Annotated in this window: 18 protein-coding genes; 17 read left to right on the forward strand and 1 reads right to left on the reverse strand. The window is 68.7% G+C overall.

The window, feature by feature from the left end; all coding sequences use genetic code 11:
- Nucleotides 1–32 precede the first annotated feature (32 nt).
- Nucleotides 33–908, reverse strand: a complete 876-nt coding sequence (locus JJB11_RS19480) for an amidohydrolase family protein (protein ID WP_201175334.1) — start codon at nt 906–908, stop codon at nt 33–35.
- Between the two features lie 98 nt (nt 909–1,006).
- Here JJB11_RS19480 and JJB11_RS19485 point away from each other — a divergent pair, with 98 nt between their 5' ends.
- The 17 genes from JJB11_RS19485 (at nt 1,007) to JJB11_RS19565 (ending at nt 19,583) form a co-directional block, all read left to right on the forward strand.
- The gene (locus tag JJB11_RS19485) at nt 1,007–1,783 is read left to right on the forward strand and encodes a crotonase/enoyl-CoA hydratase family protein (protein WP_201175335.1); all 777 of its coding nucleotides are present in this window, start codon (nt 1,007–1,009) and stop codon (nt 1,781–1,783) included.
- Nucleotides 1,784–1,790: 7 nt separating this feature from the next.
- Nucleotides 1,791–3,674, forward strand: coding sequence for a feruloyl-CoA synthase (locus JJB11_RS19490; RefSeq protein WP_201175337.1), 1,884 nt, complete (start codon nt 1,791–1,793; stop codon nt 3,672–3,674).
- Nucleotides 3,671–4,435: an SDR family NAD(P)-dependent oxidoreductase gene (locus JJB11_RS19495; RefSeq protein ID WP_201175344.1), complete on the forward strand. Its 765-nt coding sequence runs from the start codon at nt 3,671–3,673 to the stop codon at nt 4,433–4,435. The genes JJB11_RS19490 and JJB11_RS19495 overlap by 4 nt, the downstream gene beginning before the upstream one ends.
- Before the next feature lie 34 nt (nt 4,436–4,469).
- Nucleotides 4,470–5,606: an ABC transporter substrate-binding protein gene (locus tag JJB11_RS19500; RefSeq protein WP_201175346.1), complete on the forward strand. Its 1,137-nt coding sequence runs from the start codon at nt 4,470–4,472 to the stop codon at nt 5,604–5,606.
- 129 nt (nt 5,607–5,735) lie between these two features.
- Nucleotides 5,736–6,773 carry a branched-chain amino acid ABC transporter permease gene (locus tag JJB11_RS19505; RefSeq protein ID WP_201175348.1) on the forward strand — a complete coding sequence of 346 codons (1,038 nt, stop codon included), beginning with the start codon at nt 5,736–5,738 and terminating at the stop codon, nt 6,771–6,773.
- Nucleotides 6,773–8,560 carry a branched-chain amino acid ABC transporter ATP-binding protein/permease gene (locus JJB11_RS19510; RefSeq protein WP_201175350.1) on the forward strand — a complete coding sequence of 596 codons (1,788 nt, stop codon included), beginning with the start codon at nt 6,773–6,775 and terminating at the stop codon, nt 8,558–8,560. The genes JJB11_RS19505 and JJB11_RS19510 overlap by 1 nt, the downstream gene beginning before the upstream one ends.
- Nucleotides 8,560–9,297, forward strand: coding sequence for an ABC transporter ATP-binding protein (locus tag JJB11_RS19515; RefSeq protein WP_201175357.1), 738 nt, complete (start codon nt 8,560–8,562; stop codon nt 9,295–9,297). The genes JJB11_RS19510 and JJB11_RS19515 overlap by 1 nt, the downstream gene beginning before the upstream one ends.
- 34 nt (nt 9,298–9,331) lie before the next feature.
- Complete coding sequence (locus JJB11_RS19520) at nt 9,332–10,321, forward strand: Bug family tripartite tricarboxylate transporter substrate binding protein (protein ID WP_201175359.1); 990 nt, start codon at nt 9,332–9,334, stop codon at nt 10,319–10,321.
- 12 nt (nt 10,322–10,333) lie between these two features.
- Nucleotides 10,334–12,184, forward strand: coding sequence for an acyl-CoA dehydrogenase family protein (locus JJB11_RS19525; RefSeq protein ID WP_201175361.1), 1,851 nt, complete (start codon nt 10,334–10,336; stop codon nt 12,182–12,184).
- A 4-nt stretch (nt 12,185–12,188) separates the two neighbouring features.
- Nucleotides 12,189–12,662 (forward strand): MarR family winged helix-turn-helix transcriptional regulator, encoded by a 474-nt coding sequence (locus JJB11_RS19530; RefSeq protein ID WP_201175363.1) that lies wholly within the window; start codon nt 12,189–12,191, stop codon nt 12,660–12,662.
- Nucleotides 12,663–12,804: 142 nt separating this feature from the next.
- On the forward strand, nt 12,805–13,125 hold the full coding sequence (locus JJB11_RS19535; protein WP_201175366.1) for a winged helix-turn-helix transcriptional regulator: 321 nt from the start codon (nt 12,805–12,807) through the stop codon (nt 13,123–13,125).
- Nucleotides 13,125–14,348, forward strand: a complete 1,224-nt coding sequence (locus tag JJB11_RS19540) for a fumarylacetoacetate hydrolase family protein (protein ID WP_201964956.1) — start codon at nt 13,125–13,127, stop codon at nt 14,346–14,348. The genes JJB11_RS19535 and JJB11_RS19540 overlap by 1 nt, the downstream gene beginning before the upstream one ends.
- Before the next feature lie 20 nt (nt 14,349–14,368).
- Nucleotides 14,369–14,719 carry an FKBP-type peptidyl-prolyl cis-trans isomerase gene (locus JJB11_RS19545; RefSeq protein WP_201175368.1) on the forward strand — a complete coding sequence of 117 codons (351 nt, stop codon included), beginning with the start codon at nt 14,369–14,371 and terminating at the stop codon, nt 14,717–14,719.
- Nucleotides 14,720–14,956: 237 nt separating this feature from the next.
- Nucleotides 14,957–15,505 carry a nucleotide exchange factor GrpE gene (gene grpE / locus JJB11_RS19550; protein ID WP_201175370.1) on the forward strand — a complete coding sequence of 183 codons (549 nt, stop codon included), beginning with the start codon at nt 14,957–14,959 and terminating at the stop codon, nt 15,503–15,505.
- Nucleotides 15,506–15,584: 79 nt separating this feature from the next.
- Nucleotides 15,585–17,546 carry a molecular chaperone DnaK gene (dnaK, locus tag JJB11_RS19555; protein WP_340643164.1) on the forward strand — a complete coding sequence of 654 codons (1,962 nt, stop codon included), beginning with the start codon at nt 15,585–15,587 and terminating at the stop codon, nt 17,544–17,546.
- A 91-nt stretch (nt 17,547–17,637) separates the two neighbouring features.
- Nucleotides 17,638–18,786 carry a molecular chaperone DnaJ gene (dnaJ, locus tag JJB11_RS19560; RefSeq protein WP_201175379.1) on the forward strand — a complete coding sequence of 383 codons (1,149 nt, stop codon included), beginning with the start codon at nt 17,638–17,640 and terminating at the stop codon, nt 18,784–18,786.
- A 251-nt stretch (nt 18,787–19,037) separates the two neighbouring features.
- Nucleotides 19,038–19,583: a hypothetical protein gene (locus JJB11_RS19565; protein WP_201175381.1), complete on the forward strand. Its 546-nt coding sequence runs from the start codon at nt 19,038–19,040 to the stop codon at nt 19,581–19,583.
- Nucleotides 19,584–19,658 lie beyond the last annotated feature (75 nt).

The following is a 19,658-nucleotide window of genomic DNA, read 5'->3' on the forward strand; positions in this document are numbered from 1 at the left end:
CCGCAGGTAGGAACGAAGCCGCGCCGGCCGGCTCAGGCCCCGGGCTGGTCCAAGCCGAGCAGCCGCACGGCATTGCCCTTCAGGATGCCGGGCATCACCTCGGGCTTGAAGCCAGCTTCCTCGAAGTCCTTCATCCAGCGCTCGGGCGTGATCAGCGGGTAGTCGCTGCCGAACAGGATGCGGTCCTTCAGCAAGGTGTTCGCGTATTGCACCAGTTGCCTGGGGAAGTACTTCGGGCTCCAGCCCGAGAGGTCGATCCACACGTTGGGCTTGTGGGTGGCGACCGAGAGCGCCTCGTCCTGCCAGGGGAAGCTGGGATGCGCCATCACGATCTGCATGTCGGGGAAGTCGATCGCGACGTCGTCGAGGTGCATCGGGTTGCTGTATTCGAGCCGCAGTCCGCCGCCGCACCGCATGCCCGAGCCGATGCCGCTGTGGCCGGTGTGGAAGATCGCCGGCATCTTGTGCGCGTTGATCACCTCGTAGATCGGCCACGCCATCTTGTCGTAGGGGTGGTAGCCCTGCACGGTCGGATGGAACTTGAACCCCTTGACGCCCTCTTCCTTGATCAGGCGCTCCGCCTCGCGCGCGCCCATCTTCCCCTTGTGCGGGTCGATGCTGGCGAACGCGACCATCATGTCGCTGTTCTCGCGCGCGGCCTGCGCGATCTCCTCGTTCGGGATGCGGCGGCGACCCAGCTTGGATTCGCTGTCCACCGTGAACATCACGAGGCCGATCTTGCGTTCGCGGTAGTAGGCGATGGTCTCCGCAATGGTGGGCCGGCGATTGCTCCGGAAGTACTTGTCGGCTGCACGGTCGTACTCCTCGCCGTAGTTGTCGAAGGGATTCCAGCAGCTGACTTCCGCGTGCGTGTGCACGTCGATGGCGATGAGGTTGGCGTGGTCCATGGTGTCTCCGATGAAGGCGTCACCTAGGGTAAGCCCTAGGCAACGGGCATTGAATTCGTTATTGTTTATAACAATAATCCGCCCACTCCGCAAACACCATGACCTCCCATCCAGACCTCCAGCTCGAGATCGACGGCGACGTCGCCATCGTGCGCCTGAACCGCCCGGCCAAGCGCAATGCCCTTTCCGACGGGCTGGTGCTCGCCGTGCGCGACGCCTTCCAAAGCCTGCCCGACACCGTGCGCGCCGCCGTGCTCGACGGCTCGGGCGACCACTTCTGCGCCGGCCTCGACCTGTCCGAGCTGAAGGAGCGGGACGCCGGCGCGGGCCTGCACCACTCGCGCATGTGGCACGGCGCGCTGGAGGAAGTCCAGTACGGCCCGGTGCCCGTCGTCGCCGCGCTGCATGGCGCGGTCGTGGGCGGCGGCCTCGAGCTCGCCGCCGCGTGCCACATCCGCGTGGCCGACGCGACCACCTTCTACGCGCTGCCCGAAGGCGCGCGCGGCATCTTCGTCGGCGGCGGCGGCGCGGTGCGCATCCCGCGCCTGATCGGCGCCGCGCGCATGACCGACATGATGCTGACCGGCCGCGTGTACCAGGCCGAGGAAGGCGAGCGCGCCGGTTTCGCGCAGTACCTCGTGCCCGCGGGCGAAGCGTTCAGCAAGGCGCTGGCGCTGGCGAAGCGCGTCGCCGAGAACGCGCCGCTGACCAACTACGCACTGATGCACGCCCTGCCCCGCATCGCCGAACAACCGGCCGACCAGGGCTTCCTCACCGAGGCGCTGATGGCCGCCATCGCGCAAAGCGCGCCTGAGGCCAAGAAGCGCGTGCGCGATTTCCTGGAAGGCCGGGCGGCCAAGGTCAGCAAGGGTTGAGGCCGGCATGACAGCGCCGACCACCGCCCCCGTCCGCTACCGGCCCATGCGCTTCGGCGTGACGCGCGGCGTGCTGCGCGAAGGCGCGGGCGGCGTGCGTTACCTGCGCGCGGAGCAGCCGCTGGAGCCGTATGCGAAGCGCATGACCGACCGCCTGCTGCACTGGGCCGGGACGGCGCCCAACCGCGTGTTCATGGCGCGGCGCGTGCGCAATGCGGACGGCAGCCGCGGCGACTGGCAGCAGGTCACCTACGCGCAGGCGCTGCAGCACGCGCGCCGCGTCGGCCAGGCGCTGCTCGATCGCGGCCTGAGCGCCGAGCGCCCCGTCGCCATCCTGTGCGAGAACAGCCTGGAGCACGCGCTGATGGCGCTCGGCTGCCTCTACGCGGGCATCCCGTTCTCCCCGGTGTCCTCGGCCTATTCCACCGTGAGCCAGGACTACGACAAGCTGCGCCACGTGCTGGAGACACTGACGCCGGGACTGGTGTTCACCACCGACGCGCGCGCCTACGGGCGCGCCATCCTGGCCGCCGTGCCGGCCGATGTCGAAGTCGTGCTGGCCGAAGGCGAGATCGCAGGCCGCAAGACCACGCCCTGGCAGCAGCTGCTGGACACGCAGGCTACGCCCGCCGTCGACGCTGCGATGGCCGCCACGGGCCCGGAGACGATCACCAAGTTCCTGTTCACCTCCGGCTCCACCAAGCTGCCCAAGGCGGTGATCAACACGCATGCGATGTGGTGCGCCAACCAGCAGCAGATGCGCCAGTCGATGCCGGTGCTGGCCGACGAGCCGCCGGTGCTGGTGGACTGGCTGCCATGGAACCACACCTTCGGCGGCAACCACAACGTCGGCCTCACCATCTACAACGGCGGCACCTACTACATCGACGATGGCAAGCCCACGCCCGCGCTGATCGGCGAGACGCTGCGCAACCTGCGCGAGATCGCGCCGACCGTCTACTTCAACGTGCCCACCGGCTTCGAGATGGTGGCGCACGCGATGAAGGCCGACCCCGTCCTGCGCCGCACCCTCCTGTCGCGCGTGCGCATGTTCTTCTACGCCGGCGCGGCGCTCGCCCAGCCCGTGTGGGACCTGCTGCACGAGGTGCAGGAAGCGGAGATCGGCGAACGCATCGTGATGGGCACGGGACTGGGCATGACCGAGTCCTCGCCCTTCGCCGTGTTCATCACCAGCCCCGAGGTGAAGTCCGGCTACCTGGGCCTGCCCACGCCGGGCATGGAACTGAAGCTGGTGCCCACCGAGGGCAAGACCGAGATCCGCTACAAGGGGCCCAACGTCACGCCCGGCTACTGGCGCAACGCGGAAGCCAGCGCCGAATGCATGGACGAGGAAGGCTTCTTCTGCACCGGCGACGCCGTGCTGTGGATCGACGACAACGACATCCACAAGGGCCTCAAGTTCGACGGCCGCATCGCCGAGGACTTCAAGCTCGCCACCGGCACCTTCGTGAGCGTCGGCCCGCTGCGCGCGAAGATCATCGCCGCGGCTGCGCCCTACGTGTGGGACGCGGTGATCACCGGCCTGAACCGCAATGAAGTGGGCGCGCTGGTCTTCCCGACGCCGAAGATCCGGCAACTGGCGCCGCACCTTTCCGCCGACGCGCCGCTGCGCGAGGTGCTGGAGAGCGCCGCGGTGCAGGACCACTTCCAGGACGTGCTGGACGCGCTGGCGAAACAGGCCACGGGCAGCGCCAACCGCGTCGCGCGCCTGCACCTGATGGACGAGGCGCCCTCCATCGACAAGGGCGAGGTCACCGACAAGGGCTCCATCAACCAGCGCGCCGTGCTCAAGCACCGCGACGCCCTGGTGCAGGCGCTGCACGACGACCGCCTGCCCTTCACCCTGAAACCGCACAAGGAGAAAGCATGAAGATCCAGGGACAGGCCGCACTCGTCACGGGCGGCGCCTCGGGGCTGGGCGAAGCGACCGCGCGCGAGCTCGCGCGGCTGGGCGCGAAGGTCGCCGTGCTGGACGTGAACCTGGCGCAGGCAGAAAAGGTGGCGGCCGAAATCGGCGGCGTTGCCTGCCAGTGCGACATCACGAACGCCGAGAGCATGTCCGCGGCGATCGCCAAGGCGGCGCAGAAGCACGGCGTCGCCCGCATCCTGATGAACATCGCCGGCATCGGCACGGCCAAGCGCATCGTGCAGAAGGACGGCAGCGCCGCGCCGCTGGAAGACTTCGCGCGCGTCGTCAACATCAACCTGATCGGCACCTACAACGCGAGCCGCCTGTTCGCCGCGGAGTGTGCCAAGCTGGGGCCGCTGGAAGACGGCGAGCGCGGGGTCATGCTGTTCACCGCCTCGGTCGCCGCCTTCGACGGCCAGGTGGGCCAGCAGGCCTACAGCGCGTCCAAGGGCGGCCTCGTGGGCATGACGCTGCCGATGGCGCGCGACCTGGCGCAGCACGGCATCCGCGTGTGCACCATCGCGCCCGGCCTGTTCGCCACGCCGCTGATGAAGCAGCTGCCCGAGCCGGTGCAGGAGTCGCTCGCGAAGTCCATTCCGTTCCCGCAGCGCCTGGGCAAACCCGAGGAGTTCGCCGGGCTGGCTTGCCATATCGTGACGAACACGCACCTCAACGGCGAGGTGATCCGCCTGGACGGCGCGCTGCGCATGGCGCCGCGCTGATCCGCACCCCTTTCAACCCGGAGACAAAAGTCCAATGAAACTCGTCCGCACCCTGATCGCAGCCGCCGTCGCCCTCACCGCGGCCAGCGCGGCGCTGGCCGACATCAACGTCGGCGTCACGCTGTCGCTCACTGGCCCCGGCTCCGGCCTGGGCATCCCCATGCAGAAGCAGCTCACGCTGTTCCCCAAGGAGATTGCCGGCGAGAAGGTCAACCTGATCATCCTCGACGACGCGTCCGACCCGGGCAAGGGCGTGAGCAACGCGCGCCGCTTCATCACGGAGGACCACGTCGACCTGATCTTCGGTTCCTGCATCACGCCGGTGTCCGCCGCCATCGCGCCGGTCGCCGCCGAGAACAAGACGCTGCAGATCTCCGCCGCGCCGGTGGGCGTGCCCCCGGCGGACGAGCACTGGGTGTTCCGCCTGCCGCAGGGCAACGATGTCATGGCCCACGCCGTGATCGAGGACATGAAGAAGCGGGGCGTCAAGACCATCGGCTTCATCGGCTACACCGACGCCTATGGCGAGCTGTGGCTCAAGGCCATGGAGCCGCTGGTGGCCAAGGAGGGCATGAAGATCGTCGACGTGGAGCGCTTCCAGCGCAGCGACACCAGCGTGACCCCGCAGGCCCTGAAGCTCGCCTCCGCCAACCCGGACGCGATCCTGGTCGTGGCCTCGGGCTCCGGCGCCGCGATGCCGGAGATGGCCATCGTCGACCGCGGCTACAAGGGCAAGATCTACCAGACGCACGCGGCCGCCACGCCCGACCTGGTGCGCATCGGCGGCAAGGCCGTCGAAGGCACCTACGTCGTGTCGGGCCCGGCCATCGTCGCCGAACAGCTGCCGGACAGCCACCCCTCCAAGAAGGCCTCCATCGACTTCGTGACCAGGTTCGAGAAGGCCTTCGGCCCCGGTTCGCGCAACCAGTTCGCCGGCCACTCCTACGACTTCGCCATCGTGATGGAGAAGATCGTTCCGATGGCGCTGAAGAAGGGCAAGCCCGGCACGCCGGAGTTCCGCACCGCGCTGCGTGACTCCATGGAAACCATCGGCCGCACCATCCTCGCCCACGGCGTGATGAACTGGACCCCGGCCGACCACTGGGGCTACACGAACGAAACGGGCGTGATGCTGCAGGTCAAGGACGGCAAGTTCGTGGTGGTGAAGTAGCGCCTGTTCCTCCTTCCCCCTCTGGGGGAAGGTCGGGATGGGGGCACCGCGCCCATCGCGTGCGCCGCAGCGCCCCCACCCTAGCCCTCCCCCAGAGGGGGAGGGAACAAGTACAACCATCTGTCCCCCATGGATCTCTCCATCGCCAGCATCCTCGCGCTCGACGGGCTCACCAACGGCGCCGTGTATGCCTTGCTGGCGCTCGCCACCGTGCTGGTGTTCGCCGTGACGCGCGTGATCTTCATCCCGCAGGGCGAGTTCGTCGCCTTCGGCGCGCTCACGCTGGCGCTGTTCCAGGCCGGCAAGGTGCCGGGCACCGTGTGGTTCCTGCTGGTGCTGGCCGGCCTCGCCGCGCTCGCGGACCTGGTGAACGGCGTGCGTCACCACAGTTCCCCCCGACGCATCGCCCGGCAGATGCTGCGCACGCTGGCGTGGCCCGTGATCGCCTCGGCCATCGCCATCTGGGCCGCGCCGCGCGGCCTGCCCTTGTTCGCCCAGGCGCTGCTGACGCTGGCCCTGGTCACGCCCTTCGGCAGCCTGATCTACCGGCTCGCCTACGAATCGCTCGCCGACGCGTCGGTGCTGGTGCTGCTGATCGTGTCGGTCGGCGTGCACTTCGCGCTGGTGGGGCTGGGCCTGTTCTTCTTTGGCGCGGAGGGCTTCCGCAACCCGAGCTTCTGGGATGCGCGCTTTTCCGCCGGCACGGTGACCCTCACCGGCCAGGCGCTGATCATCTTCCTCGCCTCGATCGCGCTGATCGTGTTGCTGTACCTGTTCTTCGAACGTACGCTGACCGGCAAGGCGCTGCGCGCCACGGCTGTCAACCGCGCGGGCGCGCGCCTGATGGGCATCTCGTCGGCCGGCGCGGGCCGCCTGGCCTTCACGATGGCTGCGCTGATCGGCGCGCTCTCGGGCCTGCTGATCGGGCCGACGACGACCATCTTCTACGACAGCGGCTTCCTCATCGGCCTCAAGGGCTTCGTCGCCGCCGTATTCGCCGGGCTCTCCAGCTATCCGCTGGCGCTGGCCGGTGCGCTGGGCGTGGGCCTGCTGGAAAGCTTCAGCTCCTTCTGGGCCAGCTCCTTCAAGGAAGTGATCGTCTTCTCCTCCATCCTGCCCGTGCTGCTGTGGCGCTCGCTGTCGGATCCGCACCGGGAAGAGCACTGATGCCCACCCCCACGTTTGCGGCTTCGCCGCGCCGCTTCGCCTTCCCGCTGTTCGCGCTGGTGATGCTGCTGCTGCCGGCGCTGCCCGTGCCGGACTTCTGGATCACGCAAGGCATCTACATCGGCCTCTACGCACTGGCGACGCTGGGCCTGGTGCTGCTCACCGGCGTCGCGGGCCTGACCTCCTTCGGCCAGGCTGCCTTCGTCGGCGTCGGCGCCTATACCGCCGCCTTCCTGACGGTGAAGCTGGGCGCGTCGCCCTGGCTCGCGCTGCTGGCCGGCGTGGCGCTCGCCGTGCTCGCCGCCCTGGTGCTGGGTGCGATCACGCTGCGCATGTCGGGCCACTACCTGCCGCTCGCCACCATCGCGTGGGGCCTGGCGCTGTACTACGCGATGGGCAACATGGAGTTCCTCGGCAAGTACGACGGCATCCTGGGCGTGCCGACGCTGCACGTGTTCGGCATCGACCTGGGCACCGGGCGCAGGCTGCACGTGCTGGTCTGGGTGTTCGCCCTGCTCGCAGCCTGGGGCTGCGCCAACCTGCTGGACTCGCGGCCGGGCCGCGCGATCCGCGCCGTGAAGGACGGCTCCACCATGGCCGAGGCGATGGGGATCTCGACCTTCCGCTACAAGCTGGTGGTCTTCGTGCTGTCGGCCGTGCTGGCCGCGGTGTCGGGCTGGCTGTTCGCCTTCTTCCAGCGCACCGTGAACCCGAGCCCGTTCTCCATCACCAAGGGCATCGAGTACCTGTTCATCGCCGTGCTGGGCGGCGTGTCGCACGTGTGGGGCGCCTTCCTCGGCGCGGGCGTGGTGCGAGTGGTCGAGGACCAGTTGCAGGTGCTGCTGCCGCGGCTGATCGGCGCGAGCGGCAACTTCGAAACCATCGTCTTCGGCGTCGTGCTGATCGTGGTGCTGAAGTACGCACCCGACGGCCTGTGGACCTTCGTGCAGCGCTGGCTGCCGCGCGCCGACCGCAAGCGCGACTGGGAGGGCGCCGCCGCCCTGCCCGCGCGCGACAAGCCCGCGCGCGGCGAACGCCTGCTGGAAGTGCAGGCCGTGCGCAAGCAGTTCGGCGGCCTGGTCGCGGTCAATGACGTGAGCTTCGAGATCCGCGCCGGCGACATCGTCGGCCTGATCGGGCCCAACGGCGCGGGCAAGTCCACCACCTTCAACCTGATCACGGGCGTGCTGTCGCTCACCGGCGGGCAGGTGCTCTGGCGCGGCCAGGCGATCGGTGGCATGCCTTCGCGCGCGATCGCGCGGCGGGGCATCTCGCGCACCTTCCAGCACGTGAAGATGATCCCGGAGATGACGGTGCTGGAGAACGTCGCGCTCGGCGGCTACCTGCGCGGCTCCAGCGGCACCACGCGCGCGATGCTGCGGCTGGACCGCGACGAGGAGCGGCGCCTGTTCGCCGAAGCCGAGCGCCAGCTCGCGCGCATCGGGATGGCCGACCGCATGCACGAACTGGCGGGCAACCTCGCGCTCGGTCCGCAGCGCCTGATGGAAATCGCCCGCGCCCTGTGCACCGACCCGGCGCTGCTGCTGCTGGACGAGCCGGCCGCGGGCCTGCGCCACAAGGAAAAGCAGGCGCTGGCCGACGTGCTGCGCCAGTTGAAAGGCGAAGGCATGAGCCTGCTGCTGGTGGAACACGACATGGAATTCGTCATGGGCCTCACCGACCGCATCGTGGTGATGGAGTTCGGCACCAAGCTGATGGAGGGCACGCCCGCGCAAGTGCAGGCCAGCCCGCAGGTGCGCGCCGCCTACCTCGGGACCGAACATTGATGGCCCAGCCCCTGCTCCAGGTGAGGGACCTGCACGCCGGCTACGGCCGCGCCGAGGTGCTCACCGGCCTCGACTTCGAGCTGGCGAAGGGCCAGGTCGTCACCGTGATCGGTCCCAACGGGGCCGGCAAGTCCACCACGCTCAATGCGCTGATGGGCCTGCTGCCCGCGCGCGGGCGCATCGTCTTCGACGGCGCCGACCTCGCCGACACGACACTGGAAGAGCGCGTGATGCTGGGCCTGGCGCTGGTCCCGGAGAAGCGCGAGCTGTTCGGCACCATGCCGGTGGAGGACAACCTGGTGCTCGGCGGCTTCCGCCCCATGAAGCTGCGCGTGCCCAACTGGCGCTCGGGGCTGGACCGCGTCTACGAACTGTTCCCGCGGCTGAAGGAACGCCGCACGCAGCTCGCCGGCACGCTGTCCGGCGGCGAGCGGCAGATGCTGGCCGTGGGCCGCGCGCTGATGGCGCAACCCAAGCTGCTGATGCTCGACGAGCCCAGCCTCGGCCTCGCGCCGCTGGTGGTGCGCGAGATCTTCGGCATCATCGAGCGGCTGCGCGAGCAAGGCGTGTCCATCCTGCTGGTGGAGCAGAACGCGCGCGCCGCGCTGCAGGTCGCGGACCACGCGTACGTGCTGGAGACCGGCGAGATCAGCATGCAGGGTCCGGCCGCGCAGCTGGCGGACGACCCGCGCGTCATAGAGACTTACCTGGGTGCGGCCAGGCCCGCGTCCACGTGACACTGGCAGTCCGATTCCAGCAGGAGACTTCCGCATGACCACCCGCCGCCTTTTCGTGCAAACCGGCGTCGCCGCCGGCGCCCTGTCCGCCTTCCCGTTCGCCGCCTTCGCGCAGGCCTTCGAGCAGGCGAAGATCATCAACGGCTTTCCTGCCGGCGGCACGGCCGACGCCTGCAGCCGCGTGATCGCCGACCGCCTGGGCCACACGGCCTATGCGAAGAACGCGGCGCTCGTGGACAACAAGACGGGCGCGGGCGGCCGCATCGCCTGCGAGGTGGTGAAGTCGGCGCCCCCGGACGGCTCCACGCTGCTGCTCACACCGTACTCGTGCATGTCCATCTATCCGTACATCTACAGCAAGCTGGCCTACGACCCGTTCCGGGACTTCGCGCCGGTGAGCATCGTGGCGGTGATGACGCATTGCCTGTCGGTCGGGCCGATGGTGCCCGCGAGCGTGAAGACGGTGAAGGACTACCTCGCCTGGGCGAAGGCGAATCCGGACAAGGCCAGCTACGGCTCGCCCGCGGCCGGCTCGACGCCGCATTTCCTCGGCGCGCTGCTGGGCCTGAACAACGGCGTGGAACTGAAGCACGTGCCGTATCGCGGCTCGCTGCCCGCCATCTCGGACATGATCGGCGGCACGCTGGCCTCCGCCTCGACGCCCACCGGGGACGCGCTCACCAACCACAAGGCCGGCAAGATCCGCATCATCGCCACGTCGGGCGCGACCCGCTCGCCCTTCGTGCCGGACGTGCCGACCTACGCGGAGCAAGGCTTCCCCGAGCTCACCGCGGACGAGTGGTTCGGCATCTACGCCCCCGCGCGCACGCCCGCCAGCGTGATCGCGAACGCCAACGCGGCGATCAACGCCACGCTCAAGGACAAGGCCGTCATCGACACGCTCGCCGTGTCGGCGCTGGTCCCGCGCGGCTCCACGCCCGCGGAGATGGACAAGTCCCAGCGGGACGAGTTCACCCGCTGGGGTCCCCTCGTCAAGAAGGTCGGCTTCACCGCCGAATCCTGAACCCGGCGCCCGATGGACGATTACCGCCCCCCGGTGGACGACCACCGCTTCCTCCTGCTCGACGTGCTGCACGCACGCGAGTCGCTGCAGCCGCTGCCCGCATTTGCCGAAGCGGACGCGGAACTGCTCACGCAGGTGCTGGAGGAAGCGGGGCGCTTCGTCGGCGAGGTGGTGGCGCCGCTGCAGGCGGCGGGCGACCATCCGGGCTGCCGCTTCGAGGACGGCCGCGTGGCGACGCCGCCCGGCTTCGCGGATGCGTACCGGGCGTTCTGGCAAGCCGGCTGGCCATCGCTCTCCTGCGCGCCCGAGGACGGCGGCCAGGGACTGCCGTGGGTACTCGAAGGCGTGCTCTACGAGATGCTCAGCGCGGCCAACCACGGCTGGACCATGGCGCCCGGGCTGCTGCACGGCGCCTACGAGTGCCTCAAGCACCACGGCAGCGAGGAACTGAAGCAGCGCTACCTGGCGAAGATCGCCAGCGGCGAATGGCTCGCGACCATGTGCCTCACCGAACCGCACGCGGGCAGTGACCTCGGGCTGGCGCGCACGCAGGCGCTGCCGCAGGCCGATGGCAGCCACCGCCTGCGCGGCACGAAGATCTTCATCTCCGGCGGCGAGCACGACCTCACCGACAACATCGTGCACCTGGTGCTCGCGCGCGAGCCGGGCGCACCGCCGGGACCCAAGGGCCTGTCGCTGTTCCTCGCCCCGAAATTCCTCCCTCCCACCCTGGGCGAGCGCCCGGATGCGGGCACGCGCAACGCCGTCGTGTGCGAGCGCATCGAGGAGAAGATGGGCCTGCACGGCAGCCCCACCTGCGTGCTGCGCTTCGACGATGCCATCGGCTGGCGCGTGGGCGAGCCGGGCCGCGGCCTCAACGCGATGTTCGTGATGATGAACGCGGCCCGCCTGCACGTGGCGCTGCAAGGCATCGGGCTGCTCGACGCGGCCTGGCAGAAGGCCGATGCGTATGCGCAGGAGCGCACGCAGATGCGCGCGCCCGGAGCGCTGCGCGGCACTGGCGCGGCCGATCCCATTGCAAGTCATCCCGCGGTGCGGCGCATCCTGGACACCGAGCGAGCCTGGGTCGACGGACTGCGCGTGCTGGCCTATCGCACCGGCGTCGAACTCGATCTCGCGCGGCACGCGCAGGAGCCGTCGCGCCGCGCCTCGGCGCAGCAGTGGTGCGGCCTGCTCACGCCCGTGCTCAAGGCCGTGTGCACCGAGCAGGGCTTCGGCGGCGCGAGCCGCTGCCTGCAGGTGTTCGGCGGCCACGGCTACGTGCGCGAGTGGGGCATCGAGCAGATCGTGCGCGACGCGCGCGTGCCGATGATCTACGAGGGCACGAACGAGATCCAGGCGATCGACCTGCTGGTGCGCAAGGTGCTGGTGGATGGGGGCGAAGGGATGTTCGCGGTGCTCGCTGGGCTCGAGGGAGAGATGCGTGCCAGTGCGGCCGCCGAGCGCGCCCACCCCCACCTCCACCCCGCGAAAAGGCAAATGCCTTTTCGCGAGGACCCCGGAGGCCCTCCCCCAGAGGGGGAGGGAGAAACAGAGGCGGTGCTCGCGCGGTTTGCCGAGCTCAGAGAGATCACGAAGGAGCTCGTCGCCGCTGCTGCCCTGTCCGACACCCTCGCCTACGAAGCCGCCGACGATTACCTGCGCGCCGTCGCGCTCGCCCTGTTCGGCTGGGCGTGGTGGACCATAGCGCGCACGCCCGGCGCCGATGCGCCGCGCTGGTCGCAGCCCGCGGCCGCCGCACGCCTGCGCATCCTGCCCGAATTCGACCTGCGCCTGGGCATCCTGCGCACGCAGTGCGCCGCCCTCCGCAACACCGTGCCACCCCGTCTTTCCGTCGCCTGAACCCATGCCCCGGCCCGCAGTACCCGCCCGCAGCAACCCGCCCGCCGCCGTGGAGGAAGTCGACACCAGCTTCCTCGAGACGCTCCTGGGCTACAACGCCCGCCGTGCCGCGCTCGCGGTGATCACAGTGTTCGTGGAGCGCATGGCGCCGTTCCAGCTGAAGCCGGTCGACTTCTCCGTGCTCTCGCTGGTGCGGCACAACCCCGGCATCACTTCGCGGCAGCTGTGCACGGCGCTCGGCATCCTGCCGCCCAACCTGGTCGGCATGGTGAACGCGCTGGAGAAACGCGAACTGGTCGCGCGCCAGCCCCATCCGCGCGACGGCCGTGCGGTGGGCTTGCACCTCACCGCGCGTGGCGAGAAGCTGATGCGCGATGCCGAGAAGACCGCGGCCGAGCTGGAAGCGGATTTCGCGGCGCGCCTCTCCCCTTCCGAGCTGCGCAACCTGATCACGCTGCTGAAGAAGGTGTACAGCTGAGGCGCGCGAGCGGCGCATCGCACGGCACGGTTTCGGCTGCCGGCGTTGTTTCACTGTCACGCTGCTATTGTTTCAGTAGCGCAGGCTGCGTAAACTCCGTTCCCCGCCCCGCAGCTCGCCGGGTGCCAGGAGTGCCCCCCGGATGAGTGCCAAGGAGAACGTCACCATCTACCAGCTGCTCGCGCTGCTGGAGGCGCGCTATGCCATCCGGGTGCTCTGGGCCCTGCGCGACGGCCATCCGCAAACTTTCCGCCTCCTGCAGGACAGCGTGGGCGGCATCACGCCGAACACGCTGAACACGCGCATCAAGGAATTGCGCGAGGCCGGGCTCATGCAACACAACGGAGACGGCTACAGTGTCACCACGAGCGGCACCGACCTCCTGAAGCGCCTGGCCGACCTGCAGCCCTTCGCCGCCCGGTGGGTGGCCGCCCAGGCGAAGAAGAAGACGCAAGCGAACTGATGCAAGACATTTCCATCGAGCGCTGGGAAGCAGCGCGGAGCCCGCAATGGGAGCGAACGCTCGATTGCGGAGCGGCGACGCTGCCCGCGGATGCGCAGCAGGCCACCCTGGTCGGACGCGCGTGGGTCGAGGGCCAGGGCGCCATCCTGGTGAAGGTCGAGGGCGACGCGCTGGTGGACCTCTCCGCGCTGGCCCCCACCTGCAGTGCGCTGCTGGAACGGCCCGATGCGGCGGCCGCCGTGCGCGCGCATGCCGGCAAGCGCCTCGCCGCCCTCGGCGAGGTCCTCGCCAACAGCGGCGCGGACCGGCGCGTCGCCGACCTGCCGTGGCTGCTCGCGCCGTGCGACCTGCAGGCCATCAAGGCCTCGGGCGTGACCTTCGTGGCCTCCATGCTCGAGCGCGTCATCGAGGAACAGGCGCGCGGCAATCCGGCGCTGGCGCAGTCGGTGCGCAAGGAGGTGGTCGCCGTGATCGGCGACGACCTGTCCAAGGTGCGGCCGGGCTCGCCCGAGGCCGAGCAGCTGAAGCAGGTGCTCGTGTCCAAGAACCTCTGGTCGCAGTACCTCGAGGTGGGCATCGGCCCCGACGCGGAGATCTTCACCAAGTCGCAGCCGATGAGTGCGGTCGGCACGGGCGCGGAGATCGGCATCCACCCCAAGAGCGAGTGGAACAACCCCGAGCCCGAGATCGTGCTGGTCGTCAACAGCCGCGGCGAGACCGTGGGCGCGACGCTCGGCAATGACGTCAACCTGCGCGACTTCGAGGGCCGCAGCGGCCTGCTGCTCGGCAAGGCAAAGGACAACAACGCGAGCTGCGCCATCGGCCCCTTCATCCGGCTGTTCGACGCGAAGTTCGGCATCGCCGACGTTCGCCAGGCCGACCTGGCTATGCTGGTGGTCGGCCCGGAAGGCTTCCGCATGGAAGGCGCGAGCAGTCTGAAGCAGATCAGCCGCGATCCGCTCGACCTGGTGGCGCACGCGATCGGGCCCAACCACCAGTACCCGGACGGGCTCGTGCTCTTCCTGGGGACCATGTTCGCGCCCACGCAGGACCGCTTCGGCCCGGGCCAGGGCTTCACGCATGCGGTCGGGGACGCCGTCGCCATTTTCACGCCGCGCCTCGGTACACTCGTCAACCGCGTCAACACCTCCGACCGCATCGAGCCCTGGCGCTATGGCGTGACTGCGCTCATGCGCGACCTCGCCCGCCGCGGCCTGCTCTGAACCTCCTGCGAAAGAACAACATGATCACCACCCCCAGCGGCCTGCAGTACGAAGACGAACTCGTGGGCCAGGGCCCCGAGGCGAAATCGGGCAACGACGTGCGCGTGCACTACACGGGCTGGCTGTACAACAATGGCGTGCAGGGGGCGAAGTTCGACTCGAGCCGCGACCGCAACGACCCGTTCGAGTTCTCGCTGGGGGCCGGCATGGTGATCCGCGGCTGGGACGAAGGCGTGGCCGGCATGAAGGTGGGCGGCAAGCGCACGCTGGTCATTCCGCCGCAACTGGGCTACGGCGCCCGCGGCGCCGGCGGCGTGATCCCGCCCAATGCGACCCTGAAGTTCGACGTCGAGCTGATCGAGACGCGCTGATCCCCGCGCGGCGGGGGCGGCGAGCGGCAGCGAACCCCGGCATTCCTGTAGGCTGGCGGTGAGCGACAGCGAACCCCAGCATTCCCCCGCAAGCTGGGGTTCGCCTGCGGCTCACCACCAGCCTACGAACATCCCGTCACCGCGCCTCCACCGTGATTTTTTGATGCCCTTGGCTTGAAAAGGGCTACTGAGCCCCAAGCTCTCCCGCGTACCCAAGAACACGGATCCGTTTTCCCCATGTCCCAAGACGACATCCAGAACACGAGTGAAATGCCCCAGGACTCCCCGGCCCCCGACGCCGCCGCGAACGACGGCCAGCCCTCCGCGCAGGACTGGCAGGCCCAGGTGGCCGCGCTCTCGGCCAAGAACACCGAGCTGATGGACCAGTTCCTGCGCGCGCAGGCCGAGATGCAGAACATCCGCCGGCGCTCCGAGGAAGAAGTGTCCAAGGCGCGCAAGTACGCCCTCGAAAGTTTTGCCGAGGCCCTGCTGCCGGTGTGCGACAGCCTCGAGGCGGGCCTGCACCACCAGGAGCAGACCGCCGAGCAGATCCGCGCCGGCGCCGAAGCGACCCTGCGGCAGCTGAAGTCCGCGCTCGAGCGCAACAAGGTGCTCGAGATCAATCCCGCCGCGGGAACCCGGTTCGACCCGCACCAGCACCAGGCCATCTCCGTGGTGCCCGCCGCGCAGGAGCCCAACACGGTCGTGACCGTGCTGCAAAAGGGTTACCTGATCGCCGACCGCGTGCTGCGTCCCGCGCTGGTCACCGTGACCGCGCCCAAGTGAAAGCCAGCCCGGCGCTTGAATCCGTAACAGTTATCCACAACTAGGCCACAGACTGATTCACAGCCCCTCGGGCGAACAGATTAGGAGAAAGCAAATGGCAAAGATCATCGGCATCGACCTGGGCACGACCAACTCGTGCGTTGCCATCATGGAAGGCAACAACGTCAAGGTCATCGAGAACTCGGAAGGCGCGCGCACGACGCCTTCGATCGTCGCGTACCAGGAAGACGGCGAGGTGCTCGTCGGCGCTTCCGCCAAGCGCCAGGCCGTCACCAATCCGCGCAACACCATCTATGCCGTCAAGCGCCTGATCGGGCGCAAGTTCACCGAGAAGGAAGTGCAGAAGGACATCGAGCTGATGCCCTACAAGATCGTCCAGGCCGACAACGGCGACGCCTGGGTCGAGGTGCGCGGCAAGAAGCTGGCGCCCCCGCAGATTTCCGCCGAGATCCTGCGCAAGATGAAGAAGACCGCCGAGGACTACCTCGGTGAAGAGGTCACCGAGGCCGTGATCACGGTGCCCGCGTACTTCAACGACTCGCAGCGCCAGGCGACCAAGGACGCCGGCCGCATCGCCGGCCTCGACGTCAAGCGCATCATCAACGAGCCCACCGCGGCGGCCCTGGCCTTCGGCCTGGACAAGCATGGCAAGGGCGACCGCAAGATCGCCGTGTACGACCTCGGCGGCGGCACGTTCGACATCTCGATCATCGAGATCGCCGACGTCGAAGGCGAGAAGCAGTTCGAAGTGCTCTCCACGAACGGCGACACGTTCCTGGGCGGCGAGGACTTCGACCAGCGCATCATCGACTACATCGTCACCGAGTTCAAGAAAGAGCAAGGCGTCGACCTGAAGAACGACGTGCTCGCGCTGCAGCGCCTGAAGGAAGCGGCCGAGAAGGCGAAGATCGAGCTGTCCAACAGCACGCAGACCGACATCAACCTGCCGTACATCACGGCCGATGCGTCGGGTCCGAAGCACCTGAACATCAAGCTCACGCGCGCCAAGCTGGAGTCGCTGGTCGACGAGCTGATCCAGCGCACGATCGAGCCCTGCAAGATCGCGATCAAGGACGCCGGCGTGTCGGTGAACGACATCCAGGACGTGATCCTGGTGGGCGGCATGACGCGCATGCCCAAGGTGCAGGAGAAGGTCAAGGAGTTCTTCGGCAAGGAGCCGCGCAAGGACGTGAACCCCGACGAAGCCGTGGCCGTCGGCGCCGCCATCCAGGGCCAGGTGCTCTCGGGCGAGCGCAAGGACGTGCTGCTGCTGGACGTCACCCCGCTGTCGCTGGGCATCGAGACCCTGGGCGGCGTGATGACCAAGATGATCAAGAAGAACACGACCATCCCGACCAAGTTCGCGCAGACCTTCTCGACGGCCGACGACAACCAGCCCGCCGTGACGATCAAGGTCTTCCAGGGCGAACGCGAGATGGCCAGCGGCAACAAGCTGCTGGGCGAGTTCAACCTCGAAGGCATCCCGCCGGCGCCGCGCGGCCTGCCGCAGATCGAGGTGACCTTCGACATCGACGCCAACGGCATCCTGCACGTGTCCGCCAAGGACAAGGGCACGGGCAAGGAGAACAAGATCACCATCAAGGCGAACTCGGGCCTCAACGAAGCCGAGATCGAGAAGATGGTGAAGGACGCGGAGATGAACGCCGCCGAGGACAAGAAGAAGCTCGAGGTCGTGCAGGCGCGCAACCAGGGCGAGGCGATGGTCCACAGCGTGCGCAAGTCGCTCAGCGAATACGGCGACAAGATCGACGCGGGCGAGAAGGCGAAGATCGAGGCTGCTGCGAAGGAACTCGAGGAAGCCCTCAAGTCCGACGACAAGGAGCAGATCGAGGCCAAGACGAACGCGCTGATGTCCGCCAGCCAGAAGCTGGGCGAACAGATGTACAAGGCGCAGGAAGCCGCGGGCGGCGCGGGCGCGCAGGAAGCAGCGTCGGCGGCCGGGGCGCAGCAAGCGTCTTCGGGTCCGGCGAACGACGACAATGTCGTGGACGCTGAAGTGAAGGAAGTGAAGAAAGGTTAAGCAACGCTTCGTGCGTGCTTGACTCGCCGCGTTCGACTCTCACGCCTGCGGCGGAGGTCGACGCGGCGTTTCTGCTGTAGAACGACCATACATGGCCACGAAACGCGATTACTACGAAGTCCTGGGCGTTCCCAAGAACGCCAGCGAGGACGAGATCAAGAAGGCTTATCGCAAGCTGGCGATGAAGTACCACCCTGACCGCAACCAGGGGGACGGCGCCAAGGATTCCGAGGTGCGCTTCAAGGAGGCCAAGGAAGCGTACGAGATGCTCTCGGACGCGGAGAAGCGCGCGGCGTACGACCAGTTCGGGCATGCGGGCGTGGACCCGAACATGCGCGGCGGCGCGGGCGGTGCGGAAGGCTTCGGCGGCTTCGCGGAAGCCTTCGGCGACATCTTCGGCGACATCTTCGGCCAGCAGCGCGGCGCCGCCGGCGGCCGCGGCGGCCGGCAGGTCTATCGCGGCAGCGACCTGTCGTACGCGATGGAGGTCACGCTGGAGGAAGCGGCCAAGGGCAAGGACGCGCAGATCCGCATCCCGTCCTGGGACGAGTGCGAGGCCTGCCACGGCACCGGCGCCAAGCCGGGCACGCAGGCCAAGACCTGCACCACCTGCCACGGCGCGGGCGTCGTGCAGATGCGGCAGGGCTTCTTCAGCGTGCAGCAGACCTGCCCGCATTGCCGCGGCACGGGCAAGATCATCCCGGAGCCCTGCCAGAGCTGCCATGGCCAGGGCAAGGTGAAGCGCCAGAAGACGCTGGAAGTGCGCATCCCCGCCGGCATCGACGACGGCATGCGCATCCGCAGCGCCGGCAACGGCGAGCCCGGCACCAATGGCGGCCCGCCCGGCGACCTGTTCATCGAGATCCGGCTGAAGAAGCACGCGATCTTCGAACGCGACGGCGACGACCTGCACTGCGTGGTGCCCGTGAGCATCGCGCGGGCGGCGCTCGGCGGCGAGATCGAGGTGCCGACGCTCGGCGGCAAGGCCGCGATCGACATCCCCGAAGGCACGCAAGCCGGCAAGCAGTTCCGCCTGCGCGGCAAGGGCATCAAGGGCGTGCGTTCGAGCTACCCCGGCGACCTGTACTGCCACATCGCCGTGGAGACGCCAGTGAAGCTCACCGAGCACCAGCGCAAGCTGCTCAAGGAACTCGAGGAGTCCCTGAAGAAGGGCGGCTCCAAGCACTCGCCCAACGAGGAATCGTGGGCGGACAAGCTGAAGGGCTTTTTCAGCGCTTAGGTCGGCGGGAGCGGGAGCGGGAACGGACTGCCGGACGCAGAGACCGCGAAGCAAGCAGAGGACGCAAAAGAATCCATCAAGGAATTCTTCTGCGTCCTTTCCCTCTTTTGCGCCCTCTGCGTCCGGCTGTCCCGGTTTAGCTGCCCGCTAACTGCCCGCGGTTCGCGAAGTGTGGTGGGCGCAGGACACCCGCGCGGCGCCAATGCACGCGCGGGGTGCCAAGCGGGCGGGGCGCGGCCACAATCGCCTCCATGGCGCTCAAGCTGTTCCGCAGCACCGGCTACTCCACCCTGCTGATGCCGGGCGAAGCACGCGTCGCGCCGCATCCGGCGCGGCTGGTGCTTTGGGCCTGCCTGTGGCTGGCGCTGGCCTGCAACGTCGGCCTCTGGCGATTCATCACGGAGGGCACCGAGCCGCGTGCCACCCTGGCGTCCGTGCTGCTCATCGCCGGCGGCAGCGGCGTGGTGCTCAACCTGCTCGGCTGGCGGCGCACGCTCAAGCCGGCGCTGAGCCTGGCACTGGTCCTCGGGGCGCTGTTCGCCACCGGTCTGTGGAGCCAGCACCTGCCGATCGAGGCGCTCTGGCAGGGACCGCCCCGCACCTGGATGCCGGCGTGGCCGAGTTTCCTGCGCTGGCAGGCGCTCGTGCTCCTGCTGGCGCTCGCGCTGGTGCCGGTGGTCTTCGTGTGGAACGCGCAGGTCCGGCGCCTCTCCGGGCCCGCGCAGTTGCAGGCGAACTTCTGGGGTGCGTGCCTCGCGGCGGCGCTGCTGGTCGCCGGCTTCGCTCTCGCGCGCTAGCGCCCGTCGGGGTTTGGCCTACACGGCGCCCCGCTTGTTTCCTACTGCCTCAGCCACAAGCTGGTCCTACGTTGT

Origin of the sequence: Ramlibacter ginsenosidimutans, from assembly GCF_016654015.1 — a bacterium.
Taxonomy (GTDB): domain Bacteria; phylum Pseudomonadota; class Gammaproteobacteria; order Burkholderiales; family Burkholderiaceae_C; genus Ramlibacter; species Ramlibacter ginsenosidimutans.

What these genes read in the sequence shown, in the direction of transcription:
- JJB11_RS19535 (WP_201175366.1), top strand. Translation starts at nt 12,805, where the DNA reads ATGAGTGCCAAGGAGAACGTCACCATCTACCAGCTGCTCGCGCTGCTG.
- JJB11_RS19530 (WP_201175363.1), top strand. Translation starts at nt 12,189, where the DNA reads ATGCCCCGGCCCGCAGTACCCGCCCGCAGCAACCCGCCCGCCGCCGTG.
- JJB11_RS19510 (WP_201175350.1), top strand. Translation starts at nt 6,773, where the DNA reads ATGCCCACCCCCACGTTTGCGGCTTCGCCGCGCCGCTTCGCCTTCCCG.
- JJB11_RS19500 (WP_201175346.1), top strand. Translation starts at nt 4,470, where the DNA reads ATGAAACTCGTCCGCACCCTGATCGCAGCCGCCGTCGCCCTCACCGCG.
- JJB11_RS19520 (WP_201175359.1), top strand. Translation starts at nt 9,332, where the DNA reads ATGACCACCCGCCGCCTTTTCGTGCAAACCGGCGTCGCCGCCGGCGCC.
- JJB11_RS19480 (WP_201175334.1), bottom strand. Translation starts at nt 908, where the DNA reads ATGGACCACGCCAACCTCATCGCCATCGACGTGCACACGCACGCGGAA.
- dnaJ (WP_201175379.1), top strand. Translation starts at nt 17,638, where the DNA reads ATGGCCACGAAACGCGATTACTACGAAGTCCTGGGCGTTCCCAAGAAC.
- JJB11_RS19495 (WP_201175344.1), top strand. Translation starts at nt 3,671, where the DNA reads ATGAAGATCCAGGGACAGGCCGCACTCGTCACGGGCGGCGCCTCGGGG.
- JJB11_RS19565 (WP_201175381.1), top strand. Translation starts at nt 19,038, where the DNA reads ATGGCGCTCAAGCTGTTCCGCAGCACCGGCTACTCCACCCTGCTGATG.
- JJB11_RS19505 (WP_201175348.1), top strand. Translation starts at nt 5,736, where the DNA reads ATGGATCTCTCCATCGCCAGCATCCTCGCGCTCGACGGGCTCACCAAC.
- JJB11_RS19525 (WP_201175361.1), top strand. Translation starts at nt 10,334, where the DNA reads ATGGACGATTACCGCCCCCCGGTGGACGACCACCGCTTCCTCCTGCTC.
- grpE (WP_201175370.1), top strand. Translation starts at nt 14,957, where the DNA reads ATGTCCCAAGACGACATCCAGAACACGAGTGAAATGCCCCAGGACTCC.
- JJB11_RS19515 (WP_201175357.1), top strand. Translation starts at nt 8,560, where the DNA reads ATGGCCCAGCCCCTGCTCCAGGTGAGGGACCTGCACGCCGGCTACGGC.
- JJB11_RS19490 (WP_201175337.1), top strand. Translation starts at nt 1,791, where the DNA reads ATGACAGCGCCGACCACCGCCCCCGTCCGCTACCGGCCCATGCGCTTC.
- JJB11_RS19545 (WP_201175368.1), top strand. Translation starts at nt 14,369, where the DNA reads ATGATCACCACCCCCAGCGGCCTGCAGTACGAAGACGAACTCGTGGGC.
- JJB11_RS19540 (WP_201964956.1), top strand. Translation starts at nt 13,125, where the DNA reads ATGCAAGACATTTCCATCGAGCGCTGGGAAGCAGCGCGGAGCCCGCAA.
- JJB11_RS19485 (WP_201175335.1), top strand. Translation starts at nt 1,007, where the DNA reads ATGACCTCCCATCCAGACCTCCAGCTCGAGATCGACGGCGACGTCGCC.